27 protein-coding genes are annotated in these 26,199 nt (G+C 72.4%); 10 read left to right on the top strand and 17 right to left on the bottom strand.

Features of this window, described 5'->3' with window-relative positions; all coding sequences use genetic code 11:
- Window position 1: 1 nt before the first annotated feature.
- On the bottom strand, window positions 2–1,447 hold the full coding sequence (locus IE207_RS25860; RefSeq protein ID WP_190186710.1) for an NAD(P)/FAD-dependent oxidoreductase: 1,446 nt from the start codon (window positions 1,445–1,447) through the stop codon (window positions 2–4).
- Window positions 1,448–1,675: 228 nt separating this feature from the next.
- Here IE207_RS25860 and IE207_RS25855 point away from each other — a divergent pair, with 228 nt between their 5' ends.
- Entirely contained in the window at window positions 1,676–1,840 is a 165-nt protein-coding gene (locus IE207_RS25855) for a hypothetical protein (protein WP_190186709.1), read from the top strand.
- 58 nt (window positions 1,841–1,898) lie between these two features.
- Here the strand turns inward: IE207_RS25855 and IE207_RS25850 are convergent, their stop codons facing one another.
- From IE207_RS25850 to IE207_RS25775, 16 genes are all read right to left on the bottom strand, one after another.
- Window positions 1,899–3,116, bottom strand: a complete 1,218-nt coding sequence (locus IE207_RS25850) for a helix-turn-helix domain-containing protein (RefSeq protein WP_190186708.1) — start codon at window positions 3,114–3,116, stop codon at window positions 1,899–1,901.
- 504 nt (window positions 3,117–3,620) lie between these two features.
- Window positions 3,621–4,418, bottom strand: a complete 798-nt coding sequence (locus tag IE207_RS25845; protein ID WP_190186707.1) for an ABC transporter permease — start codon at window positions 4,416–4,418, stop codon at window positions 3,621–3,623.
- A 27-nt stretch (window positions 4,419–4,445) separates the two neighbouring features.
- Window positions 4,446–5,246, bottom strand: coding sequence for an ABC transporter permease (locus IE207_RS25840; protein WP_190186706.1), 801 nt, complete (start codon window positions 5,244–5,246; stop codon window positions 4,446–4,448).
- Complete coding sequence (locus IE207_RS25835) at window positions 5,243–6,244, bottom strand: ABC transporter ATP-binding protein (RefSeq protein WP_190186705.1); 1,002 nt, start codon at window positions 6,242–6,244, stop codon at window positions 5,243–5,245. Before IE207_RS25835 ends, IE207_RS25840 begins: the two co-directional genes overlap by 4 nt.
- 13 nt (window positions 6,245–6,257) lie before the next feature.
- Entirely contained in the window at window positions 6,258–8,480 is a 2,223-nt protein-coding gene (asnB, locus tag IE207_RS25830; protein WP_190186704.1) for an asparagine synthase (glutamine-hydrolyzing), read from the bottom strand.
- 406 nt (window positions 8,481–8,886) lie between these two features.
- Complete coding sequence (locus tag IE207_RS25825) at window positions 8,887–9,168, bottom strand: PqqD family protein (RefSeq protein WP_190186703.1); 282 nt, start codon at window positions 9,166–9,168, stop codon at window positions 8,887–8,889.
- On the bottom strand, window positions 9,168–9,965 hold the full coding sequence (locus tag IE207_RS25820) for a hypothetical protein (protein ID WP_190186702.1): 798 nt from the start codon (window positions 9,963–9,965) through the stop codon (window positions 9,168–9,170). The genes IE207_RS25825 and IE207_RS25820 overlap by 1 nt, the downstream gene beginning before the upstream one ends.
- 23 nt (window positions 9,966–9,988) lie before the next feature.
- A complete protein-coding gene (locus IE207_RS25815) occupies window positions 9,989–11,059 on the bottom strand; it encodes a diiron oxygenase (RefSeq protein ID WP_190186701.1) in 1,071 nt (356 codons plus the stop codon).
- Window positions 10,977–11,657, bottom strand: a complete 681-nt coding sequence (locus tag IE207_RS25810) for a pyridoxamine 5'-phosphate oxidase family protein (RefSeq protein WP_229873997.1) — start codon at window positions 11,655–11,657, stop codon at window positions 10,977–10,979. The genes IE207_RS25815 and IE207_RS25810 overlap by 83 nt, the downstream gene beginning before the upstream one ends.
- The gene (locus IE207_RS25805) at window positions 11,654–12,406 is read right to left on the bottom strand and encodes an SDR family NAD(P)-dependent oxidoreductase (RefSeq protein ID WP_190186700.1); all 753 of its coding nucleotides are present in this window, start codon (window positions 12,404–12,406) and stop codon (window positions 11,654–11,656) included. The genes IE207_RS25810 and IE207_RS25805 overlap by 4 nt, the downstream gene beginning before the upstream one ends.
- The gene (locus tag IE207_RS25800; protein ID WP_190186699.1) at window positions 12,403–13,437 is read right to left on the bottom strand and encodes a Gfo/Idh/MocA family protein; all 1,035 of its coding nucleotides are present in this window, start codon (window positions 13,435–13,437) and stop codon (window positions 12,403–12,405) included. The genes IE207_RS25805 and IE207_RS25800 overlap by 4 nt, the downstream gene beginning before the upstream one ends.
- Window positions 13,438–14,223 (bottom strand): hypothetical protein, encoded by a 786-nt coding sequence (locus IE207_RS25795; RefSeq protein ID WP_190186698.1) that lies wholly within the window; start codon window positions 14,221–14,223, stop codon window positions 13,438–13,440.
- Between the two features lie 68 nt (window positions 14,224–14,291).
- Window positions 14,292–15,245 (bottom strand): hypothetical protein, encoded by a 954-nt coding sequence (locus IE207_RS25790; RefSeq protein ID WP_229873994.1) that lies wholly within the window; start codon window positions 15,243–15,245, stop codon window positions 14,292–14,294.
- Entirely contained in the window at window positions 15,242–15,922 is a 681-nt protein-coding gene (locus tag IE207_RS25785) for a dTMP kinase (protein WP_190186697.1), read from the bottom strand. Before IE207_RS25785 ends, IE207_RS25790 begins: the two co-directional genes overlap by 4 nt.
- Window positions 15,916–16,776 (bottom strand): HAD family hydrolase, encoded by an 861-nt coding sequence (locus tag IE207_RS25780; RefSeq protein WP_190186696.1) that lies wholly within the window; start codon window positions 16,774–16,776, stop codon window positions 15,916–15,918. Before IE207_RS25780 ends, IE207_RS25785 begins: the two co-directional genes overlap by 7 nt.
- Window positions 16,773–17,453: an HAD family hydrolase gene (locus IE207_RS25775; protein WP_190186695.1), complete on the bottom strand. Its 681-nt coding sequence runs from the start codon at window positions 17,451–17,453 to the stop codon at window positions 16,773–16,775. The genes IE207_RS25780 and IE207_RS25775 overlap by 4 nt, the downstream gene beginning before the upstream one ends.
- A gap of 260 nt (window positions 17,454–17,713) precedes the next feature.
- Here IE207_RS25775 and IE207_RS25770 point away from each other — a divergent pair, with 260 nt between their 5' ends.
- From IE207_RS25770 to IE207_RS25730, 9 genes are all read left to right on the top strand, one after another.
- Complete coding sequence (locus tag IE207_RS25770) at window positions 17,714–18,895, top strand: hypothetical protein (RefSeq protein ID WP_190186694.1); 1,182 nt, start codon at window positions 17,714–17,716, stop codon at window positions 18,893–18,895.
- The gene (locus tag IE207_RS25765) at window positions 18,895–19,725 is read left to right on the top strand and encodes a formyltransferase family protein (RefSeq protein ID WP_190186693.1); all 831 of its coding nucleotides are present in this window, start codon (window positions 18,895–18,897) and stop codon (window positions 19,723–19,725) included. Before IE207_RS25770 ends, IE207_RS25765 begins: the two co-directional genes overlap by 1 nt.
- Before the next feature lie 4 nt (window positions 19,726–19,729).
- Window positions 19,730–20,698 carry a nucleoside-diphosphate kinase gene (locus IE207_RS25760; RefSeq protein ID WP_190186692.1) on the top strand — a complete coding sequence of 323 codons (969 nt, stop codon included), beginning with the start codon at window positions 19,730–19,732 and terminating at the stop codon, window positions 20,696–20,698.
- Window positions 20,695–22,026 carry an aminotransferase class III-fold pyridoxal phosphate-dependent enzyme gene (locus tag IE207_RS25755; RefSeq protein WP_190186691.1) on the top strand — a complete coding sequence of 444 codons (1,332 nt, stop codon included), beginning with the start codon at window positions 20,695–20,697 and terminating at the stop codon, window positions 22,024–22,026. Before IE207_RS25760 ends, IE207_RS25755 begins: the two co-directional genes overlap by 4 nt.
- On the top strand, window positions 22,023–22,199 hold the full coding sequence (locus IE207_RS25750; RefSeq protein WP_229873993.1) for a (2Fe-2S)-binding protein: 177 nt from the start codon (window positions 22,023–22,025) through the stop codon (window positions 22,197–22,199). Before IE207_RS25755 ends, IE207_RS25750 begins: the two co-directional genes overlap by 4 nt.
- Window positions 22,200–22,336: 137 nt before the next feature.
- Window positions 22,337–23,602 (top strand): FAD-dependent oxidoreductase, encoded by a 1,266-nt coding sequence (locus IE207_RS25745; RefSeq protein ID WP_190186690.1) that lies wholly within the window; start codon window positions 22,337–22,339, stop codon window positions 23,600–23,602.
- Entirely contained in the window at window positions 23,599–24,093 is a 495-nt protein-coding gene (locus IE207_RS25740) for a nucleotide triphosphate diphosphatase NUDT15 (protein WP_190186689.1), read from the top strand. Before IE207_RS25745 ends, IE207_RS25740 begins: the two co-directional genes overlap by 4 nt.
- Window positions 24,090–24,782, top strand: coding sequence for an HAD family hydrolase (locus tag IE207_RS25735; protein ID WP_190186688.1), 693 nt, complete (start codon window positions 24,090–24,092; stop codon window positions 24,780–24,782). The genes IE207_RS25740 and IE207_RS25735 overlap by 4 nt, the downstream gene beginning before the upstream one ends.
- Complete coding sequence (locus tag IE207_RS25730; protein WP_190186687.1) at window positions 24,779–26,173, top strand: MFS transporter; 1,395 nt, start codon at window positions 24,779–24,781, stop codon at window positions 26,171–26,173. Before IE207_RS25735 ends, IE207_RS25730 begins: the two co-directional genes overlap by 4 nt.
- Window positions 26,174–26,199: the final 26 nt, after the last annotated feature.

The raw sequence follows: 26,199 nt of genomic DNA, 5'->3' as shown, positions 1-26,199 counted from the left end.
CCTATTTCCCGGGTTCGGCAGCGGAAGCCCCGGCCGACCGCAGCGGCGGCCGGTCCAGGACCTCCTGTTCCCTGGGCATCAGCTCGGGTCCGTCGAGCAGGGGCATGCGAGACCCGAGCAGGGCGGCCAGGAGGACGTCGGGGAGCCCGAGGATGTGGGCCGGTCTGCGCATCGTCATGACGTCGGTGAGCCTCCTGACGACCATGGCATTGCCGATGGCCGTGTGGTTGAGGCGGTGGACGTACCGGGCTCCCAGCCGGTCCACCAGCGAAGGCTTCCCGCCCACGGCGCCGGGGTAGAACCGGTCCTGGCCGACCGCCAGCGTCCAGGCGGCCGCGGCCGGCCGGGCGATCGCGCGCTGGGCCTTGGACGAGAACCCCGGCGAGAGCAGGGACGTACGACGTGCCAGGTCCCGAAGGGCGACCGCGCCGCGGGCCGCGGCGGACATGCCGTGACCGTAGACGGGATTGAGGCTCGTCGCCGCGTCCCCCAGGACGATGAAACCCTCGGGCAGAGCCGCCTGCTCGAAATGGCGCCGCCTGTTCGCGGTACGGGTGAACACGGAGACCTCGCTCACCGGCTCGGCCCGCGCGAGGAGTTCGGCCACCAGCGGATGGCGGACGCGGCGGGCGAACACCTCGAACAGGTCCTCACCCGCCGAGGGCTCGCCCCCGCGGGTGCCCGACAGGCTGACGTGCCACTGGCCGTTCTCGATGGAGATGATCGTGGCGAAGAGCCCCGGCCGGTCCTGGCGCGGGTCGGCAGGGATGTGGATCACCGGCCAGTTGGTCTCGGCCCCCTCCGGCGCCCGGTACCTGCGGCTCGCGTAACGGACCCCCGCATCGACGACGGTCTCGCGCACCTCGGGGCCGCCGATGTCCCGCAGCCACCGGGTACTCCTCGAACCGCGGCCCGTCGCGTCGACGACGAGGTCCGCCGCGACGAGCCGCCGCTCGTCCTGCGCGTCCCGGACGACCACGCCCAGCACCCGGGCCGCGTCCCCTTCCAGGCCGCAGACCTTAGAGCCGGTCTGCACCCGCACGTTCGGCAACCGCAGGACGCGCGCGCGTACGGCCCAGTCGATGAGGTTGCGGCTGGCCCCGATCAAGTAGTGGGTGTCGGGCCACGAGCGGCGGTACCAGCCCGCCGGCGAGAAGGACACCATGCCGTTGGGTATCGGGATCCGGTGGGCGCCGGCGGCGAGCCACTCTGCCGTCACCCCCGGAAGCAGCTCCTCCATGGCGTCGGCCCCACCGGCCCACAGTATGTGGGCGTGGGCGGCCTGAGGGAGCCTCGGCCGGGGTGCGGGTGCCTCGGGAAGCACCGAGTCGTGCTCCAGGACCAGCACTTCGCGTACGTGCGGCGCGAGAGCCGCAGCGGCCAGGGTGCCGGCCAGACCACCACCGAGGACGACCACGCGGGCGGAGCACGAAGGGAGCGCTGTCATCGAGTGCTGCTTTCTACAACGGCGGACCACCGGCACGAGCGGACGGCGGCTGAGCCGTCCCACGCGAGCGGCATCCGTACGAGGTCTTGGGGGGACGACGATATGCGCGCTCCGCGCTTCCCCGCGTAACGATCCTGCCCGGGTACGGCGGCGCCGCCGGCCGGCGCCGCCGGCGCGGGGCACGGTGGTGACCCTGAAGGGCCGGGGGGCGCGGGCCCGCCCGCGGCCGTGTACAGCGGAGTCGAAGCCGGTTTCGAGCAGCAGACCCTGCCGTGGCCCGAGACGGGCAGCGTCGAAGCCGGCGCCGTGGAGCGCAGGGCGGGCTACCTGGCCCGCCCGGTCCACGGTCACCGGCCCGAACGCGAAGCTCCGGCCGGCACCGGCACCCGGTAAGAGCCGTCCCCGGCGCGGGCCCCGCCGGCCGTGGCCGTCAGGGCACCGGGCGCCGGACTCAGATCGCGTTCTGGGCGACCGTCCGCCACACCTCTGCCGCCAGATCCGGCATGTTGACCGCCTGGACCTGGCCGGCGATCTCCCGCAGGCGGTCGAGGGCGTTGCGGTCGCCCGAGCGCAGCGCGACCAGGCTGCGCAGGACGTCGTACCGGACCTGGTCGCGGTAGGACAGCAGGTTCTTGTCGTCCTCGCCCGCGGCGAGCAGTTCCGCCGTGCGGTCCGCCCGGTCCTGGTGGAAGGCCAGCTTCGCCTGGAGGAAGCGCAGTTCCTGCTGGTGGCGGGAGCTGCCGATGAGCTTCATCGCGGGCTCGGCCGCCGCCAGGTACTCCTCGGCATCGCTCACGCGGGGCGGATCGGACGCCAGGGACAGGGATGCGCCCGCGAGCCTGAGGCGCATCCACAGGGTGAGGTCGTCGCGGCTGTCGATGGCGACCATGGCCTGCGTCAGGCACTCCGCGGCGCGCGCGTCGTTGCCCTGCCGGGCAGCGACCGTCGCGGCGCTCCAGAACGCCTGGGCCACCAGTGGGCCGGACGACCCGCGCAGCGACTCGCACACTTCGTCCACCAGCCGGGCGGCTTCCGCGAGGTCGCCGAGTTCGGCCTGGCAGGATGCCAGCAGGAGCCGGGCCCGCACCGAGTCGGAGGCCGAGACACGCACGCGCCGTTCGTCACTGAAGCCGAGGGCCTCGGTCACCGCGTCGCGGGCGGCCTTCACATTGCCGAGGTCGCGTTCGCAGTGGGCGAGCCGGATCCGGGCGCGGCTCTGGAGGGCCGCACGGCCCAGCTTCTCGCCGAGCGCGTTCAGTTCGAGGAGGGTGTCGCGTTCCTTGCGGAAGTCACCCAGCACCTCGTACACCCGCGCGAGTTGGGCGAGTGCGTGCCAGCGGGTGAGGTCGTCGGCCTCGCCGGCCGCTGCGAGGCTTTCGGCGAGCATCCTGCTGGTACCGGCGTCGAAGTCGCTTTCCGGCACGGCGGCCATCAGGGCGACCACTTCGGTGAGGCTGTCCTCGGGCCGGTCGTCCTGGAACATTTCGACGGGGATTCCGAGCTGCTGCGCCAGATAGGAGACGGCCCGCTCGGTGGGGCGGCGGCCACCTGATTCCAGCCTCGACAGGTAAGCGGCCGACATTCCCGTCCCGGCGAGGGCGACCTGGGAGATTCCGCGCTGCTGCCTCAGCTGCCGCAGCCGCTTGCCGAACCCAGGCTGCTCAAGCACGTTGCACCTCTGTCGGAAAGATCATCATTGTCTTCCCGGGAATAGAATTCAACACCCAGAAAGGGGGTGGGTCGCCAATGACCCACCCCCGCATGATTTCACATCGGGATACCTTTTGGCAAATATTGCCCAGGTCGGCAATTCGGGCACCGACCGGCGTCTTTCATATCCGGCCGTTACGGCCAGTCGATCACACCGGCGCCGCTTGCCGCCCGCACTTCCGTCCGGGGCGGGTGCTGCCCGGAATCGGACCCGCCTGCGAGGACCGCGACGGTGAACAGTGCGGCGAGAGCGCCGACCGCATATTGAACCACCTTCATCTTGCCAAACCCCCCGTGACTCGCGCGATTCGGCCAACCGAAAGGCGCAATGGAACCCGTGCAGGTGGCGCCTGCTCGAGGATCGCTCGATGTCTGCTCGATTCGTGCTGGGTAGAGGCTAAACCACCCCGTCACGCTGTGGCAAAAAGTGTCAAGAATTTGGCAGGATTTGTATCGCGCGAGGTCACATGACGTCCAATGCGGCGTTCGCTCGGCTGCGCCACTCGAAGAAGCGCAGCAATCCGTAGGCCACCGCCGCCCATCCCAGCGCAACGGCCGCCTCACCACCGAGACTTGGCCAGATCCCGGCGGTCGACCCGCCGTCGAACAGGGCCCGCAGCGCGGTGATGGCGTGCGAGAGCGGCAGGAACGACCCGATCGCGCTCATCCAGTGCGGCATGGCCGCCGGCGGCAGGTTCGCGCCGCTGAAGAGGATCAGCAGGGTGAAGGCGGCGTTCGAGATCACGAACACGTCCCGGATGCGCACCGCCAGCGCTCCCAGTGCCAGGCCGAACAGGGCGCAGGAGGCCGCTGCGACGACGAATACCTGCGCGAGGCCGAGCAGGGCCGAGGCGGGCAGCGGCAGGCCCAGTGCCAGGGAGCCCGCGCCCATCATGAAGACCATGACGACGAACCCGTTGAGGATGTACGGAAGGACCCTGCCGCCCCAGATCAGTCCCCGGGAGCGCGGGCTGAGCAGCACCGCTCCCAGCGTGCCGTACCGGCGCTCGTTGGCCACGGCCATGATCCCGCCGTACACGCAGGGCACGCTCGTCGCCAGGACCGCGTTGCCCAACAGGTAGAAGCGGTCGTCGGCCACGCCCAGGGTCCGTCCGACGTGGACGAAGAAGAAGATCTGGAACAGCGGGCTCACCAGCAGGGTGCCGATGAACATGGGCGGGGTGGTCCAGTTGAACAGGGCACGGTAGGACAGGCCGCCACCGTGGAAGGTCAGGCGCAAGGCGCGCGTCAGTGCAGTCATCGCTGTGTCTCCGCTGTGTTCCGGCGCTCAGGTCAGTGTGAGGGTGCCCGCGCTGCGGGCACGGCGTTCCACCCAGACGAGGGCGATCAGGGCCAGCCCCACGTAGCCGGCGCCGAGCCCGAGGGCCACCAGCGACGGCCTCAGGACCTCGCCCCCGCCGGTGGCCGCCTGCACCGCCCGGGCGGCCCAGCTCGTCGGGAGCACCCAGGTGATCGGGCGCGTCCACTGCGGCAGCGACGCCGTCGAGACGAGCACGCCGGAGAACATCCACACGGGGTAGTCCAGGGCATTGGCCAGGGCGTTGGCGTTGCGCAGCAGCACGAACGTGGCCGCCATGAGGATGCCCATCATGCCCAGCGCCACGACGCACACCAGCATGGCCGGCGCGAGCAGCCACGGCGACGCCGGTGCGAAGGGGACGTCGAAGACCACGACGCCCCACACCACGGTGGCCACGAGCGAGTACAGGCCGACGAGCGAGGTGGCGAAGGTGATCGGCATCAGGACGAGCGAGAAACGCGTCGGCGCGGACACCAGCGTCTCGAGCGTACCCATCCACCGCTGTTCCTGGATGGCGCCGCCGGCCCCGAAGAGCACCGCGGACCAGACGCCCATCAGGCCGGCTCCGACCGCCGCCTGGAGCAGCCGGTCCGGGTGGTCGCCGGCCCGGAACAGGTAGACCGCGAGCGTCGCGTAGACGAGCGGTGAGAAGACGGCCATCACCAGCTCGACGCCGGAGCGGGACAGGTGCAGGACGTGGGTGCGCAGGCCGACCGCCATGAGCCGCCAGAAGCGGTACGGGCCGCGGGAGGTGCCGTAGGCCGTCATCCCTCGCTCCCCGCCGTCGCCGCGTCGCTGACGATGGAGAGGTACGCGTCCTCCAGCGTGGGCTCCCGGGTGGTCACCTTGCCCGTGCGCAGGTCGCCGAGCGCGGCCAGTACCGAGGCGTGGCTCGCGTGGGACGGCCGGGCGTGGACGGTCACGACGTCGATCGTGCCCTTGGTCTCGACGGTCGCCCGCTCGATCCCCCCGGTCTCGCGGAGCAGCCGCAGGTGCTCCTCCCCGATCGCGTCGTGCACCTCGATCTCCAGGACGTCGAGCTTGCGCACCCGGTCCTTGAGTTCGTCGGGCGTTCCCTCGGCCCGCACCGTGCCCGAGGCGATGACCGCGATGCGGTCGCACAGCTCGTCGGCCTCTGCCATGTAGTGGGTCGTCAGGAGCACGGTGGTGCCGCCCTCGACGAGGTCAGCGACCATCCGGCGCAGTTCGCGCGCGGCGGCCGGGTCCACCCCGATCGAGGGCTCGTCCAGGAACAGGACGTCGGGCCGGTGCAGCAGGCCGCGTGCGATGTGGAGCTTTTGGCGCATGCCGCGGGAGTAGCCCTCGACGCGTTCCTTCTCACGGCCCGTCAGTCCCACCTGTTCCAGGAGCTGGTGGATGCGGGGGAGCTGCTCGCGGGGTTCGACCCCGTACAGCTCGGCGAAGTAGCGGAGGTTGTCGAGCGCCGACAGGCGCTCGTACAGGCCGCGGTCGCCGCCGAAGACGTAGCCGATGCGCCGGCGCACCTCCAGCGGCTGCCGGGCGACGTCGTACCCGAGGATGCGGGCGCTGCCCGCGGTGGGCAGCAGCAGCGTGTTCAGCATCTTGATCGTGGTGGTCTTGCCCGCGCCGTTCGGGCCGAGCAGACCGAACAGCTCTCCCCGTCCCACGGCCAGGGAGACGCCCCGGACGGCATCGATCGTCTTGCGCTGGGGTTTCAGCCACCCGGTGCGCGTCCGGTAGGAGCGGGCAAGGTCCACGGCCTCGATCGCCAAGTCGGTGGTCATCAAGGTTCCTACCTCACTCGTGGGGTGTTGCGCCGGTCCCGGCAGGCGTGCGCGGGGACAGCAGGCCGAGGTCGAGGGAGTCGTCCAGCAGTTGCCGGAAGGCTTCGGGGTGGGTGTCCAGGCCGGCGCAGACCTGCGCCAGGGTCCGGGTGCCGTCGAGGGCGTGCAGCAGGGCCGTCCACGGGGCGTCATCCTCCAGCACGTACTCCAGGGAGCCCTCGACGGCGAGGTACGCGGTGCCGGAACCGTCCCGGAGCAGTTCGACGTGGTCGGCCAGGCAGAGGACGCTCTCCCGTGACCAGCGCGACGGCGCGAAGACCAGCTCCTCGATCCGCGGTGCCTCGGTGTCCCAGTCGGTGAACGGGTGGGCGGGGCGTACTGCGGGCAACAGCACCGCGGACTCGACCAGCGGCGGCGGGAGTTCGGCAACCATCGTGTCGAGCAGGCACAGGTTGAGCAGCGGCAGGAGCCGCTCCACGTGAGCGGAGAGCGGGGCGTCGGCCAGACGTCGCAGCAGGGCGCGGACGCGGTCCGCGTCGAGCAGTTCCTTGCCGCGCGCAGTGGCGAGGGCCTCTTCGACGAGCGCGGAGCCGTCGCGGGTGAGCATCTCGATGAAGGGACGGTGGGTGTGCTGCACGCCCTCGCCGTAGAAGAAGGGCACCTTGGGGCGGTAGGTCACCTCGGGCGGGAGCAGGTCGGCGACCGCCCGGCGGACGATGGCCTTGTCCCACAGCAGGCGCTCGCGCCGGGCCGCCGGGATCGACGCGACGAGTTCCACCAGGCGCCGGTCCAGGAAGGGGACGCGGGCCTCGGTGCCGCTGCCGGCCGCCGTACGGTCCTCGTGCCAGCAGTTGAACTGCTCGACGTCGCGCATCTTGGCCGCCACGAACGCGCCGTACGGGTCGCGGCCCGGCAGGGCACGGCCCAGGTCGAGCGCCGCGTCGGTCAGCAGGCCGCCTTCGGCCCCCTCCCACCACGCCGCGAGCCGGGGCCGCCCGCTGTCCAGGCGGCCGCGGCGGGCCATGCCGGTCAGGGCGTCCTCGAAAGCGCGCCAGCCGGCGTCGCCGGAGGTGGTGGTGGAGTAGCCGCCGCAGAACTCGTCCGCGGCGGCGCCCAGCAGCATGGCCTTGATCTCGGGGTGCTCGGCCCGGACGTACCGGTGGAGTTCGTGCTTGTAGTACTGCTCCGGGCTACAGGTCGGCATCTCGGTGAGCCACAGCAGCCGCTTCCACTCGTCGGCCGTGGGCACGTGGGAGGCGTCGAAGCGGATCTGGTGGTTGGCGACGCCGAGCTTGTCGGCGACCATCCGGGCGTGCATGGCGTCGCCGTTGACCATGGTCGAGCCGCTCAGCACGGAGAAGGTCCGCAGCTCCGTGGTGCCCGCGGCGAGGGCGGCGACCGCGGCGGAGTCGACGCCGCCGCTGAGGAAGAGTCCGATGGACACGTCCGCGGTGGCGCAGGCCCGCACCGAGTCGGCGAGCAGCTCGCGGAAGTCGCCGATGATCTGCTCGTCGGTGCGGGTCGAGTCCCCGTCGAAGTCGGGCAGCGTCCAGTAGGCGTGGCGCCGGGTCGCGCCGTCGCGCAGGTCTATTTCGAGGATGGTGGCGGCCGGGACCGACTCCACGCCCTCGAAGTAGGTGGCGGGCGCGGCGAGGTCCAGCGAGGGAGCGGACGTCACGGTCGGGTTGACCAGGGCGCCGTCCCAGTCGACGCGGCGCGGGGTGGCCGGGTCGGCGAAGAGCGCCTTGATCTCGGAGGCGAAGGCGATCCGCCGGTCGTCACGGGTGTAGAAGAGCGGCTTGACCCCGAAGTGGTCGCGCGCGAGGAGCAGGACGTCGCGGCGCCTGTCCCACAGCACGAGGCCGAACATGCCGCGGACGTCGTCGAGGAAGTCCAGGCCCTTGTGCTGGTAGAGGTGGACGAGCACCTCGCAGTCCGAGCCGGTACGAAAACGCGTCCCGGCCGGCAGCGTGGCCGCCAGCTCCTTGTGGTTGTAGACCTCGCCGTTGGCGATCAGGACGACCGACCGGTCCTCGTTGTAGAGCGGCTGGCCACCGTTCTCCGGGTCCACCAGGGACAGCCGGGTGAACGCCATGCCGACCTTCCCCCGGCGCAGCAGCTCTTCCTCGTCGGGCCCGCGGTGCGCCAGCGTGCGGGCCATGGTCGCCAGGATCGCGTCGGCTTCGACACCGAGGTCCTGCCCGTCGATGCGAGCGAGACCGCCGAGTCCGCACATGCTCCCGTTCCTTTCCGGTGGGGGGTGAAAACATGGGTGAAAACTGGGTGAAAAACCTGGTGAAAGGTCTGGTGAAAAGACAAGGGGCGCCTCTGATGGTGAAGAGGCGCCCCGGTCCGCTGGTAATTAGCGGTTGTTCATCATCACGCGGGAGAAGTCGACCTTCTTCGCCTGCGGCTTGTTGTACTGCTTCATACGAAACACCTCATTTATTATCGGTTTCCGCTGCCCCGGCTGATCCGGTGCGGCGTCATGTGCTGATGTTAGGCGGAATTCCGGAGCCATTGCAACCCCGTCCGGAAAATTATTTCCCAGGGAATTCCGGGAAACGCCTCCAAGCCGTTCCCGAATTTCGAGAACGGCTTTTCCCGCCTGTTTTCCGGGCGAGAATTCGGAAGGGGCGGGCTCAGTCGCCGAGCAGGACCAGCTCCTCGCCCCGCAGCCACTCCAGCATTTCCGCGGTGTCCGCGAGGGCCGTGCCGGCGTCGATGCCGTAGTGCTCGGCGACCGCCCGCGAGATGTCCTCGACCCGGTCGCAGCCGTTGACGCGCCGCCAGATGAACGCCGCCACCTCGGGCAGCTCGTACGCCTGGTCGTACCGGGCGAGCAGGATGGTGCCCCCCGTGGACCGGATCCGGACTTCGAGATTCTGCCGGGGCACGCTGTGGTCGTGGACCTCCGCCGCCATCAGACCTCCACCTCCATCGAGACGCGCCGCACACAACCGATGACGTCCTCGATCCAGCGGCCCGGGTCACCCGGGTCGTAGTCGCGCATGGTCTCGATCCGCCAGTACCGCTCGAAGGGCAGCACGGCCGGCGCCGCGGCCCGGTACTTCTTCGACCGCCACTTGGCCGTCGTCCCGTACTCCCCGTGGTGGGCCAGCAGCGCGTCCGCGGCGTACCCGAAGGCGAGCTTCGCGGTCAGCACCGCGCTTTCGGCGTCCCCCGAACCCAGCTGACCCAGCGCGTCCTCGGCGAAGGTGTCGGCGAGATCCAGGCTCCGGGCGGCGATCGTCCGGCCGAAGGCGGACGACCGCAGCTGTCGCTGTGCCTGCGCCAGCCACGGGGCACCGTCGAGGGCCACCGCGTGGCCGAGCTTGACCAGGGCGTCGCGCTCGACCTGGCTCACGGTGGCGCCGCTGTCGCGTTCGCTGCGGTACGCCTCCCAGGAGACCTTCGCCAGCAACTGCCCGACCTGGTCCGCGGACCAGTACTCGACGTCCCCGCGCCGGTCCCCGAGGGTGGGGACCGCCACCGGCACGCGGTCGGGGGTCAGGGCCACGGGGTGGAAGTCCTCCACGCCGTGCGGCGCGCCCGGCGCGTCGGACACCACGTACAGGTCGAGGTCGCTCGTCTCGTTGCCCCAGCCGCGCACCAAAGAGCCGGCCGCGTACACGCACCGGTACCCGTCCGGCAGCAGCCCCTGCTCGCGCAACAGGCCGAGGAGGCGCGGGCCGTCCTCGGCGGTGATCACATGGTTCATCAGCCTGTCCTTCTGTCCTTGCCTCAGAGCAGTCCGTACGCGGCGAACTCCGCGCGCACCTGCTCGTCGTCCAGTGCCCCGACCGACGCGAAATGCCGGACCGTCTGCTGCGCGACGCTCTTCGCGTAAGCGGTGACGGACGCATCCGGAAACAATTCGGCGACGATCTGTTTGGCGTCGTCACGGGGGAGCCCGTAACCGACGATCTCCTTTTCCACCGACGGGACGTCGGGGTCCGTGAAAATACGGATCAACCGCGGCACCCGAAGTGCCGCGCGGCGGCGGGTGGCCGGCGTCAGCTGACCCCACAGGTGACGCAGGAAGATGGCGAAATAGGCGTGGTGGCGGCCTTCGTCCAGCGCGTGGTCGCGCACCGTCTCGCGAACCGCCGGGGCGACGTTGCGATCGTTGCCCATCTCCGAAAGCTGAGCCGTGATCAGAGTCTCCGACACGATGACGAAGAGGATCTCGGTGAGTGCCGCCAGGTCGTCCGGCGTCTCCTCCAGGAACCGCTCTAGGCGCGTGACGAAGTACGGCACCTGCGCCAGATCCGCGCGGACCTCGGTCGCTTCGCGCACCTGGGCCGCGAGGTCCGCCGAGAACAGCGCGTGGTACGCCTCGTCGCAGTAGATCTTGAAGGCGTCCAGCCGCATGGCCTCGGGCACCCGCACCCCGATCGTGCCGTGCGCGATGCCGAGCACCGTCCGGTTGACCACCAGGTGTTCCAGCTTCGCCGTGAAGTCCAGGTACCGGTACAGGTGCCGCACGAGTACCTCGCGGTAGACCCCGGGCCGTTCGCCGCGCAGCCCCGCGATCAGCGGATGGCCGGCCAGTGGCACCAGCTCCGGTGCGAAGAAGTCCTGACCGTCGGTCAGGGGCCCGAGCCGGCGCCGCTCGGCGGAGCGCACGGTGGCCCGCTCGTACCAGGTGCGGAACGGGCTGACGTACGTCTGTGCCCCGTCCTCACCGTCCCCGTCCCGGCCGGCATCGCCCCCGTCGTTGCCTCCCGTGTCATCCCGCCGGGCGAACAGCGCCTGTTTCGGGCACAGGCTGACCGCCGAACACCCCATGAACAGGCCGACCGTGCCGCACATGATTCTCCCCTCCTGCCGTCACGGCCGGCCGCTTGCTCAGCGGCGGATCCGTCTGGTTGCGGTTGATCCGGCCGGTGTCCCACAGGTCGGCGAACCGGCTCGCGCGCCCGCAGTGGTAATAGGCCTCCTCGACATGGACGAGGGAGCCCCAGGCCAGGCGCTCCCGCTCCTCGACGCCGAGGGGCAGGGACTCCCACCGCGGGTCGCTGCGCGCCAGCGGTTCGGCCCGGCCGTTGACCCGGGCGGTCTCCCGCACGCCCGGTACGAGGAAGAGGAGCCCGACCCCGGGGCTCTGCTCCAGGTTCCGCAGGGTCTGCAGCAGGCGGTTGCCGGACTCCTCGGGGAGGAAGAGCGTCCGCTCGTCCAGGACCCGGACGAAGCCGGGGACGCCACCGCGGGGAGAGGCGTCGCAGCGCCCGTTCCCGTCCGAACTCGCCACCACGACGTACGGCGACAGCTCGACGAAGCGGCGCAGCCACGGGTGCAGCACCGGCGAGAGCTTGGCCCGCACCCGTTCGAGCGGGCCGCCCGCGTGCTCGGTCAGCTCCGCGAGGACGGAGCCCGCCGTGGCGCCAGCGGCCTGCCGCGGGCCGCTCACGGCACCATCACCGTCCCGCCGTTGACTCCCAGCGTCTGACCGGTCAGGTACGCGCCGGCGTCACCCGCGAGGAAGGCGACCGTGTCCGCCACGTCCTGCGGCCGGGCCACGCGGCCGAGCGGGATCTTCCGGCCCTCGGCCTCGAAACCTTCCTCGTCCAGGCCGGGCTGGGCCGTCCGGGTCACACCCGGCGCGACCGTGTTCACCGTGATGCCGTATGTGCCGAGCGCACGCGCCAGCGACTTGCCCAGGCCGATGAGCCCGGCCTTGCTCGCCGCGTAGTGGGCGCCCTTCGGCGACCCGGTGAGGGCGGCGCTCGACGCCACGTTGACGATCCGGCCCGAACGCCGCGGAACCATCATCGCCGCCGCCTCCTGGGCGCAGAAGAAGGCGCCCTTGAGGTTGGTGTCGAGGACGAGGTCCCAGCCCGTCTCGTCGATGTCCAGGACCGCGGTGCGCGGGAACACGCCCGCGTTGTTGACGAGGATGTCGAGCCGGCCCCAACGCCGCCCGATCGTACGGAACATGGCAGCCACCTGTTCCCGGTCGCGGACGTCCGCCGCCACCGCGCAGCAGTCGTCGGGCAGGTGCGCCCCGTCCTGCGGGTCCGCGGCTGCGCCGGGCGGGTGGTTGACCGCGACCCGGGCGCCGAGCGAGGCGAGGGTGATCGCCACGGCCCGGCCGATGCCGCTGCCGCCGCCCGTGACCAGCGCGGTGCGCCCCGCCAGGGACGTGGAGGCGGGCGTCACGCGGGTACCCCCGTCTGGCGGCGGACTTCGTCGAGTACGCGGTACACGTCCAGGCACGAGGAGAGCGGGGAGTCACCGGGCCCGCCCCGTACGACGCTCCGGTGGAAGCTCTCCAGTTCGGTGGCGTAGCCGGTGCGGCCGTAGCCGCCGCGGCGTCCCGGCCAGTCGTAGCGGAGCGTCTCCTTGCCGTCCAGGAAGCCGGTGCCGGGGGCCGTCGCCGGACGGGCGACGGTCAGCGTGTTGAAGTGGTCGAGGCAGCCGACCACACCCTCGTCGGTCACCAGCTCGCACCGGTATTCCAGGCGGTTGGAGTAGTTGCCCACGAGGAGGGTGGCGAGCCGCCCGTCGGCGTACTCGAGCAGGATCCGGAACGCACGCCTGCGCGCGTCGATGTCGGCGCGCCGGGCCGTGATCCGGTCGGGGACGCCCATTTCCCGCAGGGCCAGGTCCACGGCATGGGTGCCCAGACCCTGCAGCAGGCTGTCCTCCACCGTGGCGCTGCCCCAGACGGGCGAGGCCGGCTTGGCCGAGACCATCCGCACGTCCAGGGTGCGCAGCGTCCCGTGCGGGCGCAGCGTGTCGCGGAGCTTGCGGTAGGACTGGCCGTACGGGAAGTTGAAGCCGACGAAGGCCACCGTGCCGGACGGCGCGGCCCGTTCGACGGCGACCAGCCGTTCCAGCGTGGCCGTGTCGGGCGCGGGCGGCTTCTCGGCGAAGACACTGATGCCCGCGGCGAGGCCGCGTTCGAGGACCTCGGCGTGCAGCGCCGGGGAGCCGGCCACGACCAGGCAGTCCACGGCGGGGCCGCCGTCGCCGTCGACCAGGTCGGTCCAGTCGTCGGTCCACAGCTCGGCGCCCCAGCGCCGGGCCGCCTCGGCAGCCGCATCGGGCCGGCGGGCCGCCACGGCGGTCAGCACGGCTGCGTCCAGCTCCGCCAGGGCGGGCAGCAGGTTCTCCTGCGCGTGGGAGCCGGGGCCGATGAGCCCGTAGCGCACCGCCCCCCGCCCCGGGGTGACCCGTCGGATGGCCATTCAGATGATCCCCAGCTCTTCCAGCCGGCGGCACCAGTAGTGGTACTTCTCCTTCGTCATCCGACGCTCGGCACGGCGCTCGTCGGACTCGCGGTCCTCCCCGACGCGCCAGAACATGGTGCCGACCTCGGCCGTGTCCGGCTCGATCTCGGACAGCTCGCCGCGCCCGGCGTCCGGGCCGTCCTGCAACCGGCGCAGCGCCTCGTCGCGGCCGCGGGCCTCCTTGAACATGACCGGCGCCCGGTCCTTGACCGGATTGCCGCGCAGGACCAGGGAGATGGTGCCCAGCTCGGTGAAGGGCGTGGAGTGCAGGGCGTTGTGGTGGATGGTGAAGCACTCGCCCGCACGGTCCTCGTGCAGCATCTGCGGCTGGACGTCGTCCGGCAGGGTGTTCTCGTCGAAGCCGTTGCGGGCCACGTAGTTGCGGTGCAGGTAGGTGCCGCGCAGTACGAGGTTGGTGAACGAGAAGCGGTGGTTGTGGGCGAGCTGCTGCTGGTGGTCGGTGGACATCCGGAGCCTGATGCGCAAGCCCTTGTCCACGTCGTCCCAGAGCACGATCTTGTCCTCGACCAGGTCCTCCTCGCACTTGGCCCACAGGTACGGGTCGTGCTCGACGGCCAGCAGGAGCCTGCGGAACAGGGCCTTGTCGGCGGCGAACTCGCGGATGAGCCGCTGGGTCAGCTCCGCCGCGGCGGGCAGGTCGTCCCAGTCGATGGGGCCGACGCTCTCGAAGAGTTCGACGACGGTGTTGTTGACGTGTACCCGGTCTGCCGTCTCGATGGTCATCGTGGTGGTTGTCTCCTGTGGAGGGCACCGGTTCGTCCGGTGCTGGTGGGGAAGGGGCGTGCCGGGCGTCAGATGACGCCGAGCTTCTCCAGCCGCTCGCGGATCTGCCGGTACGCGTCGAGGCCCATGGCCTTCTGCTCGCGCCGCTGCTCGGGCTCGTTCTCGCGGCCGAAGCGCCACCACAGGGTGCCCTCCGCCTTGTCCATGATCACGGAGCGGTCCTTCTCGACCGGTCCGCGCAGGAAGAGGGAGACGGTGTCGGGGGTGGTGAAGGTGGTGTGGATGGCGCTGTGGTGCAGCGTGTAGCAGCTGCCCGGCTCCTCGCGGCGGACGATGTGCGGCGTCAGCCGGTCCAGCAGGCCCTCGGCGCGCGGGTCGGGGTTGTGCCGGCTGAGGTACTGGCGCGCCTGCGGGTCGGGGCCGCCGGCGTAGAGGTCGCCGTCCATGTGGTACCAGGTGTGGGTGTAACCACCCGTCACGATGCGGCTGGAGAAGGAGAACCGGTGGTCGTGCGGGCGGTCGAAGTGGTCCTCGGTGGAGATGTGCAGGCGCAGCCGGACGCCGCGGTCCAGCGCGTCGTACAGGACGATGTAGTCGAGCAGCTGGTGGCGCTCGCACATGGCGAGCAGCTCCGGCTTGTCCTCCACGCCGTAGACGAGCGCCCGCAGGGTCTCCTTGTCGTCCGCGAGGCGGTGGACGACGTCGCGGGTGATCTCACCCGCCCTCTCGAAGTCGGACCAGTCGACGGTGAGCTGGTCGAGGTAGTCGATCACGGTTTCTCCTTGGTACGGGAGGGGTTCGGGCAGCGGCCCGCCCCGGGCGGCCAGCGGTTCTCGGGCGCCGCGGCCGGCGGCGATGCGCGTCTCCTCGTAGGCCCTGCGGATGCGCAGGGCGAGCGGGGAGGTGGCGACGGGCAGCCGGTCGGGCCGGTCCGCCGGGCGCCGTCCGCCGGCGCCGCCGGCGAGCGTGTCGGCGAAGATGTCGAGGTCGGAGGTGCCGACCACGTCACGGGTGGGGCTCATGGGGTTCTCCTCAGCGCGCGCACCGCGGCCACCGCGGCCACCGCGGCCACCACGGCCGCCGCGGTGCGCGCCGGCGGATCGTTCGGGTGCGGGGTCAGGACGAGCCAGTCGCGCTCGGCCGCCATCCGCAGCAACTCGCGTCGGACGACCGACTGGTAGCCGCGGAAGGACTCGCGTGCCGGACCGGTGTACCCGTCCCAGCGGCCGAGTTCGGTCTCCTTGAACGTGTCGCGGCGCGACCAGGCGACGTCCGGGTCGACGTCCAGCAGGACGGTCAGAGCGGGTTCCGGCACGGGCGCGAAGAGCGATGCGACCCAGCCGGCGTCCAGGGGTTCGCGGACCAGGGTCTTGGCGATGTTGCGGTAGTACCAGCCGTCCATCACCGTGAGCGACTCCGCGTCCGGGTCGGCCAGACCCGGCCGGAGCCGGGCGAGGCCCGCGTACCAGGAGGCGATCAGCAGGATCCAGTGAGCGGCCCCGTAGGTGTCGCCCTGTTCCTCGGGGGAGGACCAGATGAGGTCGCGCAGCACCGCGGCGCGGGCCTCGGTCGCCGGGTCGGCGGCGCCGATGTGCTTCTTGCCGGCGGGGGCCGTGCCGCCCGGGGCGAGGGCGTCCGCGACCAGCCGGGCCACGGTGGTCTTGCCGCTGCCGTCGATGCCTTCCAGGACGATCAGCACGGCGCGGCCCCGTCGAGCAGGTACCGGACGATGCCGTCCTCGTCGTTGGAGGCGGTGACGACGGACGCCCGGGCCAGGACGTGCGGATGGGCGTTGGCGGGGGCGACGGTGCGCTCGGCGACGGCGAACATCGGCAGGTCGTTGAGGTGGTCCCCGTAGACGGTGAGCCGGGCGCCGGCGAGTCCGGCGTCCCGGGCCAGCCGGCGCACCGCGAGGCCCTTCTCGGCCTCGGGGTGCGCGATCTGGATCTCGGTCCAGCCGGGGACGTAGCGGTTGGCGGCGGCCATCACACCGGCCGTGCCGTCCAGTTCCGCTTCGAGCGCCGCGGTCGCGGCCGCGGCCTCCTCGTCGGGGACGAAGGCGATGAGGGCGGCGGTGCGCACCCCGGCGACCGCGGCGTACGGGTCCCGGTACGAGCCGAGCCGTGGATCGGCGTACGCCCGCTTCTCGGCGATGTACCAGGCGGTCGCGGGGTCGCCGCACGGGCCGTGCAGCACGTGGTCGGCAGAGCCGTCCCAGGTGGTCAGCACGGGCTCCGCGGCCAGCCGGGCGAGCGCGTCCAGGGCGGTGGCCGCCGCATCCGGGCCGAGCGTGGCGTGCGCGAGGTGGTGCCCGGTGGCGGGGTCGGTGCGGAAGGCACCGTTCAGCTCGATGACGGGCAGGGTCAGCCGGACGCCCGCGAGCAGTCCGCGGATGGCCACCGCGCTGCGGGCGCTGGCCACCGTCAGCGCCGTGCCCGCGTCCAGCAGGGCGTTGAGTCCGTCGCGGGCGTACGGGCTGAGGGTGGCGTCGGAGCGCAGCAGCGTCCCGTCGAGGTCGAGGACGTGCAGGCCGAGGCGGCGGTCATCGCTCATGCGCGGGCTTCCAGGAAGTTCGGGGCGGTGCACAGGGCGGGGAGCAGCGGGCGCAGCTCCGTCAGGGAGCCGAGCACGCGGTGGGCGTCGGCGAGCCGCGCCCGGGGAGTGAGGGACGCCAGGCCGAGGACGGTCGCACCGGCGGCGCGGGCGGCGGTGACCCCGCGGGGGCTGTCCTCGATCACCAGGCACTCGCCGGGAGCGACGCCGAAGCGCTCGGCGGCCAGGAGGAAGAGGTCGGGGGCGGGTTTGGGCCGGGCCACGAGGTCGGCGCCGAGGACCCGGCCGGCCAGTCGCCGGTCGAGCCCGGTGAGCCCGAGGGTGACCCGCACCCGGTCCGCCGTGTCGTTGGAGGCGACGCAGTAGGGCACGCCCAGGTCGTCGAGGTCGTCCAGTACCTCGTGGACCCCCCGCATCGCCGTCAGTTCCCGCTCGAAGACGTCGAAGAGGCGGGTGTGGAACCGGGCGCCGAAGTCGTCCGGGAGCCCGGTGCCGGTACGCCGGCGGACCGTGGTGAGCACGTCGGCGAGGGACTTCCCCAGGTAGTGCGTGACGGCGTCGGCGAAGGTCGTCGCCACCCCCTCGGTGGTCAGCATCTCGGCGAGGAGGCGGTTGCCGAGGGTCTCGCTGTCCACGAGGACGCCGCTGTTGTCGAAGACCACGAGCTGGTGCCGCACAGGCTCTCCTCCGACTCCCTTGACACTGCTTTCCAGGTCAACGTAGGCAAGTTTGGCAAGGCAGTCAAGGCTTGCGGCGAGTTAATTGACAGCTCTGCCAGAGCTGTCGAGACGGCTTACACCTGCATCTATGTCGAATCTGGACATGCTCTTGCCAGGAAATGGGGCGGTGGTATTGTCAAAGCCATCCGCCCATGTAGGCAACTCTTGTCAAAGGTTTCTTGACAGAACCCGTAGAAGAACACGAAGAGGGATGATCGATGGCGAACCCGTCTGGCCCCGCCGAGCAGACCCACACCCCGCTGCTTCCGGTGGAGGTCCACTGCCATGGCTTTGCCGGCGTGGACTTCTCCGAGTTCTCCCTGCTCGACCTCGAACTCCTGGAGGAGATCTGCGCCCGGGAGGGGGTCCTCAGCATCCCGACGCTGTACCTGCACCACCACCGGCTCGGCGAGTTCGAGCGCTTCATGCGCCGCTACGACGCGATGCGTCGGGCCGGCCGCATCCCGCACGTCGTCGGCGTCGCACTGGAGGGCCCGCTGCTGTCCAGCCACGGCGGCACCCCGGCCGACACCGTCTGGGCGCCGACCCGCTCCGAGTGGGAGCGGCTGGCCCGGCTCGGTGAGTACGGGCTCTGCTACATGGTCCTCTCGCCCGACGCCTTCTCGGCCGCCTCCGACTTCCACGGCCAGACGTACGCCCGCCACCCCGGGTTCGAGTGGGTCGTCCCCATGCTGCTCGGTCACGGGGTCCGGCCCGCGCTCGGCCACTTCACCCGGACCGACCCGCGCCTGAGCGCCCACCTGGTGAAGGACATCGTCGACATCGCCTGGGACGCCGAGTGGAACGGCGCCGGCGCGCGGGTCGTGACCGACCACCTCTTCAACGACATGCCGCTCAACATCCGGCACGCCTTCCGGACCACCAGGGCCCGCGAGGCCCGTGGGGCGACCCTCGCCTCGTACGACCTGCCGGGCTGGACCCTGGACGCGATGGACGAGATCGCCGGACCCGTGCCGGCGGCCATCATGCGGGAGGCCGCCGCCGGCCGCATCGCCGCCTGCATCAACTTCGACGGCGAGCACGTCGACCTGGCCATCGCCAGCCGCGCGGTCAGCCTCATGGGGCTGGACAACTCCATGATGATGACCGACCGCTGCGACTCCGCGCGCCTGGGCGGCCAGGACCTGACCCAAGGCGCGGAGAACGGCCTGTGGTACCAGGACGGCGGCATCGTCGCGGCCGGCTCGCAGCCGCTCGCCCAGCAGGTGCGCAACGCCATGGACCACGACATCAAGGGCGCGGGCCTGTGGGACCTGGCCGCCGGCACCGCCCACCGCGCCTTCGGGCTCACCCCCCTCGACGCGGGCCAGGTGCCGGACGGCATGCTCGCCGCCACCCACGCGCAGTGGGCCTCCCTCGCAGTCGCGGACGCCGCCTGATGCCGGCCGCGGGACCCACCCCCCTCTTGCGGCGCACCGGCGGCGCCGACGGACCGCTGCGGATCGGCGTGCTCGTCTCCGCCACCGGCGCCAACCTGCGCACGCTGATCGACCTGCAACACCGGGAGCGGGACCGCTTCCAGGTGGCCCTCGTCGCCTCGCACGGCACCCGCTCCCCGGCGCTGGCCCTCGCCAGGGAACACGGCATCGAGGCGTGGCCGGGGGACTTCGACGCCCGCTGCGGAACCGCCTCGGCGGCCACGACCCCCGAAGCCCGTGCCGAGTACCGGCGACGGGCCCGGCAGTGGCACGACGGGCTGGACGCCCGGATGGCCGCCTGGGAGCGGGAGAACGGTGAGCTGGACCTCGTCGTCCTCGCCTACCACCGCTGGATCGAGGGGAACCTGCTCACCCGCTACCACGGCCGGATGATCAACCAGCATCCCGGTGACCTCACCGTCCTCGACGGCGAGAACCGCCGCGTGCTGATCGGCAACGACGCGGTGGCCACGGCCATGCGGCTCGGTCACACCACCACCCGGACCTCCTGCTTCCTCGTCGACGGCACCCACGACGGCGGAGCCGTCCTGTGCCAGGGCCCGCCGGTCCCCGTCCGGCCGGGCGTCGACGCCCGCGCGCAGGAACTGGACCAAAAGCGCCTCAGCGACCGGCCCTGCCTGGAGTGGAGCGTGCGGGCCTTCGCCGCCGGCTCGCTCGCCCTGGCCGCCGGGACACACCCCGACGCAAGCGCCGTCGTCCTGGCCGACGGCGCCCCCCTGCCGCTGGGCGGCATGCGGCTGACCGCGGCATCCATACCCGAGGGGAGCTGAGAGCGTGTCGTACTCCGCCATCGGCCCCCGGGCCCTGGACGCCCTGACCCGGGACCCCCGCAAGGCACAGGCCTACCGCCGCGACCCCTACATGCGGGAGGCGCTCGCCGCGCTCGCCCCGGCCCTCGCCACCGACGCGCTCCACCGGCACACCTTCGTCGTGCTCAAGCCCGACGCCGTCGCCGGACGACGCTGCGAACTCATCCTCGGCATCCTGAGGTCGCTCGGCTGGCACCCGGTCGCGGCGACCACCGTGCGCTTCGACCCGCTGCTCGTCCGTGAACTGTGGCGCTACCAGTTCAACGCCGCGTCCGCCCAGCGGATCGCGCTGGTGGACCCGCTGCTCTCCTGCGGCCCCGCCGTGCTCGTCCTGCTGGAGGACCGCGACGCGGCACGCGACGTACCGGCCAGCGTGCGCCTGACCGCCGCCAAGGGATCCGCCGAGCCCTCCGCCGCACGCAGCGGGGACCTGCGGACCCGGATCGGGCGGGTCAACGGACTGCTGAACTTCATCCACACCGCCGACGAACCGATCGACGTCGCGCGGGAGTTGCAGCTCTTCTCGTACCAGACCGGCTGGTCCTGGTGCGCGGGTCCGCTCCTCGGCACCGAGGCTGCCGACCCGGCCGCGGCCGGGGAGACGGTGACCGCACTGCTGCGCACCGCCGAGGCCGAGATCCCCGCCCACGACCTGGACGTCACCGCCAGCCTCGGCCGGCTGACCGGCCTGGCCGGGCCGTGGGGCGCCTGCGCCCGCGACCTGCCCGGCCCCGCACACGTCGAGGAGTGGCTCCGCGTGCTCCGCACCACCCCGCTCCCGGACACCGACGCCCGCTGGGACGTGCTCACCGTGCTGACCAGCTGGATCCACTGCAACGAGGAAGGGGTCCTCCCGATCATCCCCACGACGCGGGCCGACGCCTGGCGCACCGGGACGGCGCACGACGCGCCGCGGCGGGCGGTGGCCGTATGACCGCCACCGTCCCCCCCTACGCCGGCGCCGGCAACCTCATCTACCGGGCCGCCCACGTGCCGCGCTTCGTCCGCGCCGAGGGCAGCTACCTGTACGCCGCCGACGGCCGCCGCCACCTCGACGCCGAGGCGGCCAACGGCACTGTCGCCTGGGGCTACGACAAGCGGATCCTGCGGGACGCGCTCGCGTACTGCGAGGACATGCCCGCGCTGCCCTCGTTCTGCGAGTCCGACCTGCGGCTCGACGTCCTCCAGCGGCTGGAGCCGCTCTTCGGCGAGGCCGTCGGCGCTCCGGGCCGGGTGGAACTGGACCTCGGCGGCGCCCAGGGCATGGAGACCGCCCTGCGCATCGCGTTCAGCGCGGTCGGACCCGGCACCGTCGTGGTCTTCGAAGGAGCCTTCCACGGCAGGTCCGGCGTCACCAGCATGCTCAGCTCCAGCCCCCGCTACCGCGAACTCCTCGCGGCGTGGGGCCTCGAAGTGGTGCGCCTGCCCAGCCCGGACTGCGGACGCTGCCCGCACGCCGCCGCCCGCGCCGCCGGCGGATGCACCACCGGCTGCGTCGCGGCGGCCACCCGCTGGGGCTCGGAACTCTCCGGCGTCGGCGGCATGGGCTTCTCCCGCAAGGTGAGCGCGTTCGTCTTCGAATCCGTACAGAACGTCGGCGGGATGGCGGAGCCCGACCACGCCCTGCTGCGCGCGGCCGTGGACCACGCGCGCCGCAACGGTGCCGTGGTGATCGCCGACGAGATCTTCACCGGCATGCACCGGACCGGTCCGCGCTGGGGGTTCCAGCGGGCCGGTGTCACCCCCGACGTCGTGGTCGCCAGCAAGGCCCTGACCAACGGCGCCGCGGCGCTGAGCGCCGTCTGGGCCCGCGAACCGCTCGCCGACCCGGCGACGTACCGGCCGGGCAGCCATTCCTCGACCTACATCGGCATCCCGCACGCGCTGGGGGTCACCCGCGCGGTCCTGGACCGCTGGGACGGCTGGGCGGACCCGGCCGGGGACATGGACCGGCTCGCCGAGCGGATGACGGCCCGGCTGGAGAAGCTCCGGACCGCCCACCCCGACCTCGTGCGCGACTTCCGGGCCTTCGGCGGCGCGGCGCGCCTGGTGCTGACCGGCGACCACGCGCCCGCCCTGCGGCAGTTGTGCCTGACGGCCGACCCGGACACCGGGCTGATCGTCGCCTCGACCGGGATGGCCCCCGACGTGATCAACATCCATCCGCCGCTCGTCATCGACGATCAGGACCTGGACGTCATGGCGGACGTGCTCGACCGGGCGCTCGGCCGGCTGCGCGAGGCCACGGAGGACCGGTCATGACGCTGTGCCCTCCCGACGACCCGCTGATCTGCCTGTGTGCCCACGTCCCCGAGAGCGTGATCCTGGCGGCGAAGTGCTCGGGCGTCCGCGACATCCCCGCCCTGCGCCTCGCCACCGGCGCCAACACCGGCTGCGGCGACTGCCTGCCGGATCTCGAGGAACTCCTCGACTGACCGCGGCGGCCCGCCGGGCCACCACCGAATCCGCACACCGCGCACCGCTTGCGCACCCCATCGCACCGCACCGCCGCCCACCCGCGCGCTTCCCGCTGCCCGGCCGCGGTCGGTCCCCCTGTCCTGTCTGGAGCATCGTGAACACTTTCGACCTCGTCATCGTCGGCGCCGGCCCGGCCGGACTCGCCGCCGCCCAGCGCCTCGCCGGATCGGCGTACAGCGTCGCGCTCGTCGACGGCGGCAAGCCCGTCACCGACCGCGACCGCTACGCGGCCGAGGACCTGACCCGCGGCCACGGAGGCGCCGGCCTCTTCTCCGACGGCAAGTTCTCCTTCTTCCCGTCGGCCAGCGAGCTGTGGACCCTGCCCCGTACGGACGACCTCCGCGCGGCCTACGACTGGACCTGCGAACTCCTGGGCTCCTACGGCCTGGACACCCCGCCGTTCCCGTCCGACCCGACGGCCTACACCGTGGGCTCCGGCGAGTGGGTGCTCAAGGAGTACCCCTCCGACTACCTCTCGCTGGAGGCCCGCCTGCGGCTCACCCAGGACATGGTCGGCGCGAACGACGCCACCGTCATCACCGGCACCGAAATCGTGAAGACCGCCTACGACCCGATCGCCGACGAGTTCCGGCTGGTGCTGCGCGACACCGGCGGCAAGGAGTCCGAGGTCGTCGCCCGCCGGCTGCTCCTGGCCAGCGGCCGGTTCGGCCCGCTCAGCCTCAACACGCTGACCGAGGCGCACGCCTTCCGCCGCCTGGAGGTCGGCTTCCGCATCCAGCAGCCCGCCGACCGTGCGTTCTTCCGGGACATGAAGCAGCTGGACCCCAAGCTGCGCTTCTGCGAGGAGGACGGCGGCGTGGAATGGCGCACCTTCTGCGCCTGCCGCGACGGCGAGGCCGCCCTCACCGAGACCCAGGGCCTGTGGACGGTCTCCGGTCGCTCCGACTGCCCGCCGACCGGCCGGTCCAACGTCGGTTTCAACACCCGCATCCTGGACGAGGAGGTGGCGCGCCGGGTCACGGCCCCGGCGCTCGCCGCCATGGGGGACGCGGCGTCCCATTTCACCGTCCCCATGGCCGCCCTCGTCGCCGGCGAGCCGGAGGCCGTCGCCACCTTCGACCGCGTCTACGGACCGGAGCTGCGGGAGATCATGGTGCGCGGCCTCACCCGCCTCGCGGACGCCTTCCCGGACATCAAGGACAGCGGCACGCAGCTGATCGGCCCCACCCTGGAGGGCGTGGGCTGGTACCCCGAGGTCGACGGCGACCTGCGGTTGTCGGACGCCCCCGCCTGGGTCGCCGGCGACGCGTGCGGCCTGTTCCGCGGCATCGTCGCGGCGATGATCAGCGGTCAGTACGCGGCCGCCTCCGTGCTGCGCGACCTGGACGGCGCCCGGTGAGCGACGCATCTTCCGGCGGGCGTCCCCGGCCGGTGGTCGGCGTCGGCGCGCTGCTGGTACGGGCCGACGGTGCCGTGCTGATCGGCCACCGGATCAAGTCGGGGGAGAGCCCGTCCTGGTGCCTGCCCGGCGGTTCGGTGGAGGCGGGCGAGACCTTTGAAGAGGCCGCGGTCCGCGAGACGGCGGAGGAGTGCGGCATCGACGCGGTGCAGGACGCGCGCGTCTTCACGGTCGCGCTGCACACCGGGGGCGGGCGCACGCACGTCACCGCGGGCGTGCTGGCCCGGGTGGGCCCGTCCGACGCCGTGCCCGGCACGCCGGAGCCCGAGGTCTTCGACCGGTGGGTGTGGGCGGCGCCCGACGACCTGCCCGCCCCGCTCTACCCCGCCAGCGCGGCCCTGCTCGCCGCCTGGCGGGGCGGCCCCGTACCCGCCGGGTGGACCTTCTACCCGGCGGACGGCGCCGTGTGCGATCACCCCGTGGTCCCGTGAGCCGGCTGCACGTCTTCGACCTGGACGGCACGCTGCTGCGCGGAACCACCGCGAGCCTGGAGATCGCCCGCCGGCTGGACTGCCTGCCCGAACTGCGCCTCCTTGAGGAGAAGTTCGCGGCCGGCGCCCTCGACACGCGCGGCTTCGCAGCCGAGGTGTGCCGGCTGTGGGCGGACCTGACCCCCGGTGCCGTGGCGGACGCGTTCGCCACGGCACCGTGGATCGGGGGACTGCCAGAGGTCCTGGCGGACATCCGGCGGCGCGGTGAGCACGCGGTCGTCGTCACCATGTCCCCGGACTTCTTCGCCGGCCGGCTGACCGCGCTCGGCGTCGACGAGGTGGTCGCCTCCGCCTTTCCCCCGCTGCCGCTGCGCACCGCGCCCGATCCGGCCGGCATCCTCACCCCCGCGGACAAGGTCGTCGCCGTGGAACGCGTCCGGTCGCGGCTCGGCCTCGACCGCGACGCCTGCGCCGCCTACGGGGACTCGGTGTCCGACGTCCCCCTGTTCCGCGCGCTGGAACACACCGTGGCCGTCAACGCCGACGGCGTCCTGCGCGCCCTCGCCCGCCACCGGTACGACGGCGACGACCTCCGGGCGGCCTACCTCCTCGCCCGGTCCGCCCTGCCCGGGGCGGACGGCCGCCCCGGTGGCGAGACCCCGCACCCTCCACTCAAGGAACGCGTATGACCACGACCTCCATGGCGGCCGCCGACACCTTCCGGTTCGACCGGCGTGCGTGGACGACCCTTCTGGTGCTGTGCGCGGCCGTGCTCTTCGAGGGCATGAGCCTGTCCGGCATCAACGTGCAGCTCGCGGCGATCCGTACCGGCCTCGCGCTGGGCCCCGACCAACTGCAGCTGGTCGTCGGCGCGTTCCTCGTGGCCTACGCGGGCCTGCTCCTGGCGGGCGGCACGTGCGCGGACCGCTGGGGAGCCCGGCGGGTGTTCCTGGCCGGCGTGGCGGTCTTCGGCGCGGGCGCGCTCGGGGCGGCCCTCGCCCAGGGCGCGCTCTCCCTCGTCGCCGCCCGGGCCGTCCAGGGCGCAGGAGCCGCGATCACCGCGCCGGCCGCGGTGTCCCTGATCGTCGCGAGCTTCCCGGAGGGTGCCCCGCGCAACCGGGCGCTCGGCGTCTTCAGCGCGATGGGGGCGGCGGGCTTCTCCCTCGGCGTGGTCACCGGCGGCCTGCTCACGGAAGGTTTCGGCTGGCGCGGCGGCTTCGTCCTCTACGTCCCGCTGACCGTCCTGGTCGTGATCCTCGGCAGCCGTGTCCTGGGACCCCCCAACGCCGTCGCGGCCCCTGCCCGCCGCCCCCTGCCCTACGGCTCCGCGCTGTTGGTCACCGCAGGCCTGGCGGCCCTCGTCCACGGAGTCGGGCGCGTCGGCTCGGGGTCCGCCGCCGAGGTCGTCGCCGTCGTGGGCGCCGGGCTGCTCGCCCTCCTGGCGTTCCTCGCGGTACAGCGGCGGGCCGCCTCGCCGATGCTGCCGCTCGCCCTGATGGCCGACCGCCGCATGGCCGCGGGCTGCGTCGCGCTCGGCGGCGCGTTCGCGGGCATCACGGGCGCCATGTTCCTCGTGGCCACCGATCTTCAGGGCCGGCAGGGCTACTCGGCGCTCGCGGCCGGCCTGGCCTTCCTGCCGCAGGGCATCGCCGTGGGCGCCCTGTCCACGCGCGCGGCCCGGCTGGCGGACCGCAGGCCGCCGACGCTGCTGCTGCTCTGCGGGCTCGCCGTGATCACGGTGGGGCAGCTGCTGTACACGACGGTGCCGTCCGGCTCCTACGTCATGCACCTGCTGCCCGCCGCGCTGTTGGTCGGCGCGGGTATAGCCGTGGCCTACCCGGCGGCGGTCCTGCTGGCCAGCGCCGCCGCCACCCGGGAGAACCAGGGCACCGCGTCGGGAGCCCTGGTCACCTGTCAGCAGGCCGGCGGCGCACTCGGCGTGGCGGTGGTGACCGGGATCCAGAGCACCGCGCCGGGCGTCTTGTGGACGGGCCCCTTCGGTCTGTGGGCCTGCTTCGGCTTCGCCGCCCTGGCGCTGGTCGCCTGCGCGGTGCTGCTGGCGCCGCGCAGAGCGCAGTGAGCGGAGCGCAGTGAGCGGCATCCGCG

This window comes from Streptomyces cirratus, from assembly GCF_014650775.1.
Classification (GTDB): Bacteria; Actinomycetota; Actinomycetes; order Streptomycetales; family Streptomycetaceae; genus Streptomyces; species Streptomyces cirratus.
The sequence above is the reverse complement of the archived record's forward strand: the minus strand, read 5'-3'. Positions and strand labels throughout refer to the sequence as shown.

What these genes read in the sequence shown, in the direction of transcription:
- IE207_RS25860 (WP_190186710.1), bottom strand. Translation starts at nt 1,447, where the DNA reads ATGACAGCGCTCCCTTCGTGCTCCGCCCGCGTGGTCGTCCTCGGTGGT.
- IE207_RS25845 (WP_190186707.1), bottom strand. Translation starts at nt 4,418, where the DNA reads ATGACTGCACTGACGCGCGCCTTGCGCCTGACCTTCCACGGTGGCGGC.
- IE207_RS25840 (WP_190186706.1), bottom strand. Translation starts at nt 5,246, where the DNA reads ATGACGGCCTACGGCACCTCCCGCGGCCCGTACCGCTTCTGGCGGCTC.
- IE207_RS25835 (WP_190186705.1), bottom strand. Translation starts at nt 6,244, where the DNA reads ATGACCACCGACTTGGCGATCGAGGCCGTGGACCTTGCCCGCTCCTAC.
- asnB (WP_190186704.1), bottom strand. Translation starts at nt 8,480, where the DNA reads ATGTGCGGACTCGGCGGTCTCGCTCGCATCGACGGGCAGGACCTCGGT.
- IE207_RS25825 (WP_190186703.1), bottom strand. Translation starts at nt 9,168, where the DNA reads ATGGCGGCGGAGGTCCACGACCACAGCGTGCCCCGGCAGAATCTCGAA.
- IE207_RS25820 (WP_190186702.1), bottom strand. Translation starts at nt 9,965, where the DNA reads ATGAACCATGTGATCACCGCCGAGGACGGCCCGCGCCTCCTCGGCCTG.
- IE207_RS25815 (WP_190186701.1), bottom strand. Translation starts at nt 11,059, where the DNA reads ATGTGCGGCACGGTCGGCCTGTTCATGGGGTGTTCGGCGGTCAGCCTG.
- IE207_RS25800 (WP_190186699.1), bottom strand. Translation starts at nt 13,437, where the DNA reads ATGGCCATCCGACGGGTCACCCCGGGGCGGGGGGCGGTGCGCTACGGG.
- IE207_RS25795 (WP_190186698.1), bottom strand. Translation starts at nt 14,223, where the DNA reads ATGACCATCGAGACGGCAGACCGGGTACACGTCAACAACACCGTCGTC.
- IE207_RS25790 (WP_229873994.1), bottom strand. Translation starts at nt 15,245, where the DNA reads ATGAGCCCCACCCGTGACGTGGTCGGCACCTCCGACCTCGACATCTTC.
- IE207_RS25780 (WP_190186696.1), bottom strand. Translation starts at nt 16,776, where the DNA reads ATGAGCGATGACCGCCGCCTCGGCCTGCACGTCCTCGACCTCGACGGG.
- IE207_RS25770 (WP_190186694.1), top strand. Translation starts at nt 17,714, where the DNA reads ATGGCGAACCCGTCTGGCCCCGCCGAGCAGACCCACACCCCGCTGCTT.
- IE207_RS25765 (WP_190186693.1), top strand. Translation starts at nt 18,895, where the DNA reads ATGCCGGCCGCGGGACCCACCCCCCTCTTGCGGCGCACCGGCGGCGCC.
- IE207_RS25755 (WP_190186691.1), top strand. Translation starts at nt 20,695, where the DNA reads ATGACCGCCACCGTCCCCCCCTACGCCGGCGCCGGCAACCTCATCTAC.
- IE207_RS25750 (WP_229873993.1), top strand. Translation starts at nt 22,023, where the DNA reads ATGACGCTGTGCCCTCCCGACGACCCGCTGATCTGCCTGTGTGCCCAC.
- IE207_RS25730 (WP_190186687.1), top strand. Translation starts at nt 24,779, where the DNA reads ATGACCACGACCTCCATGGCGGCCGCCGACACCTTCCGGTTCGACCGG.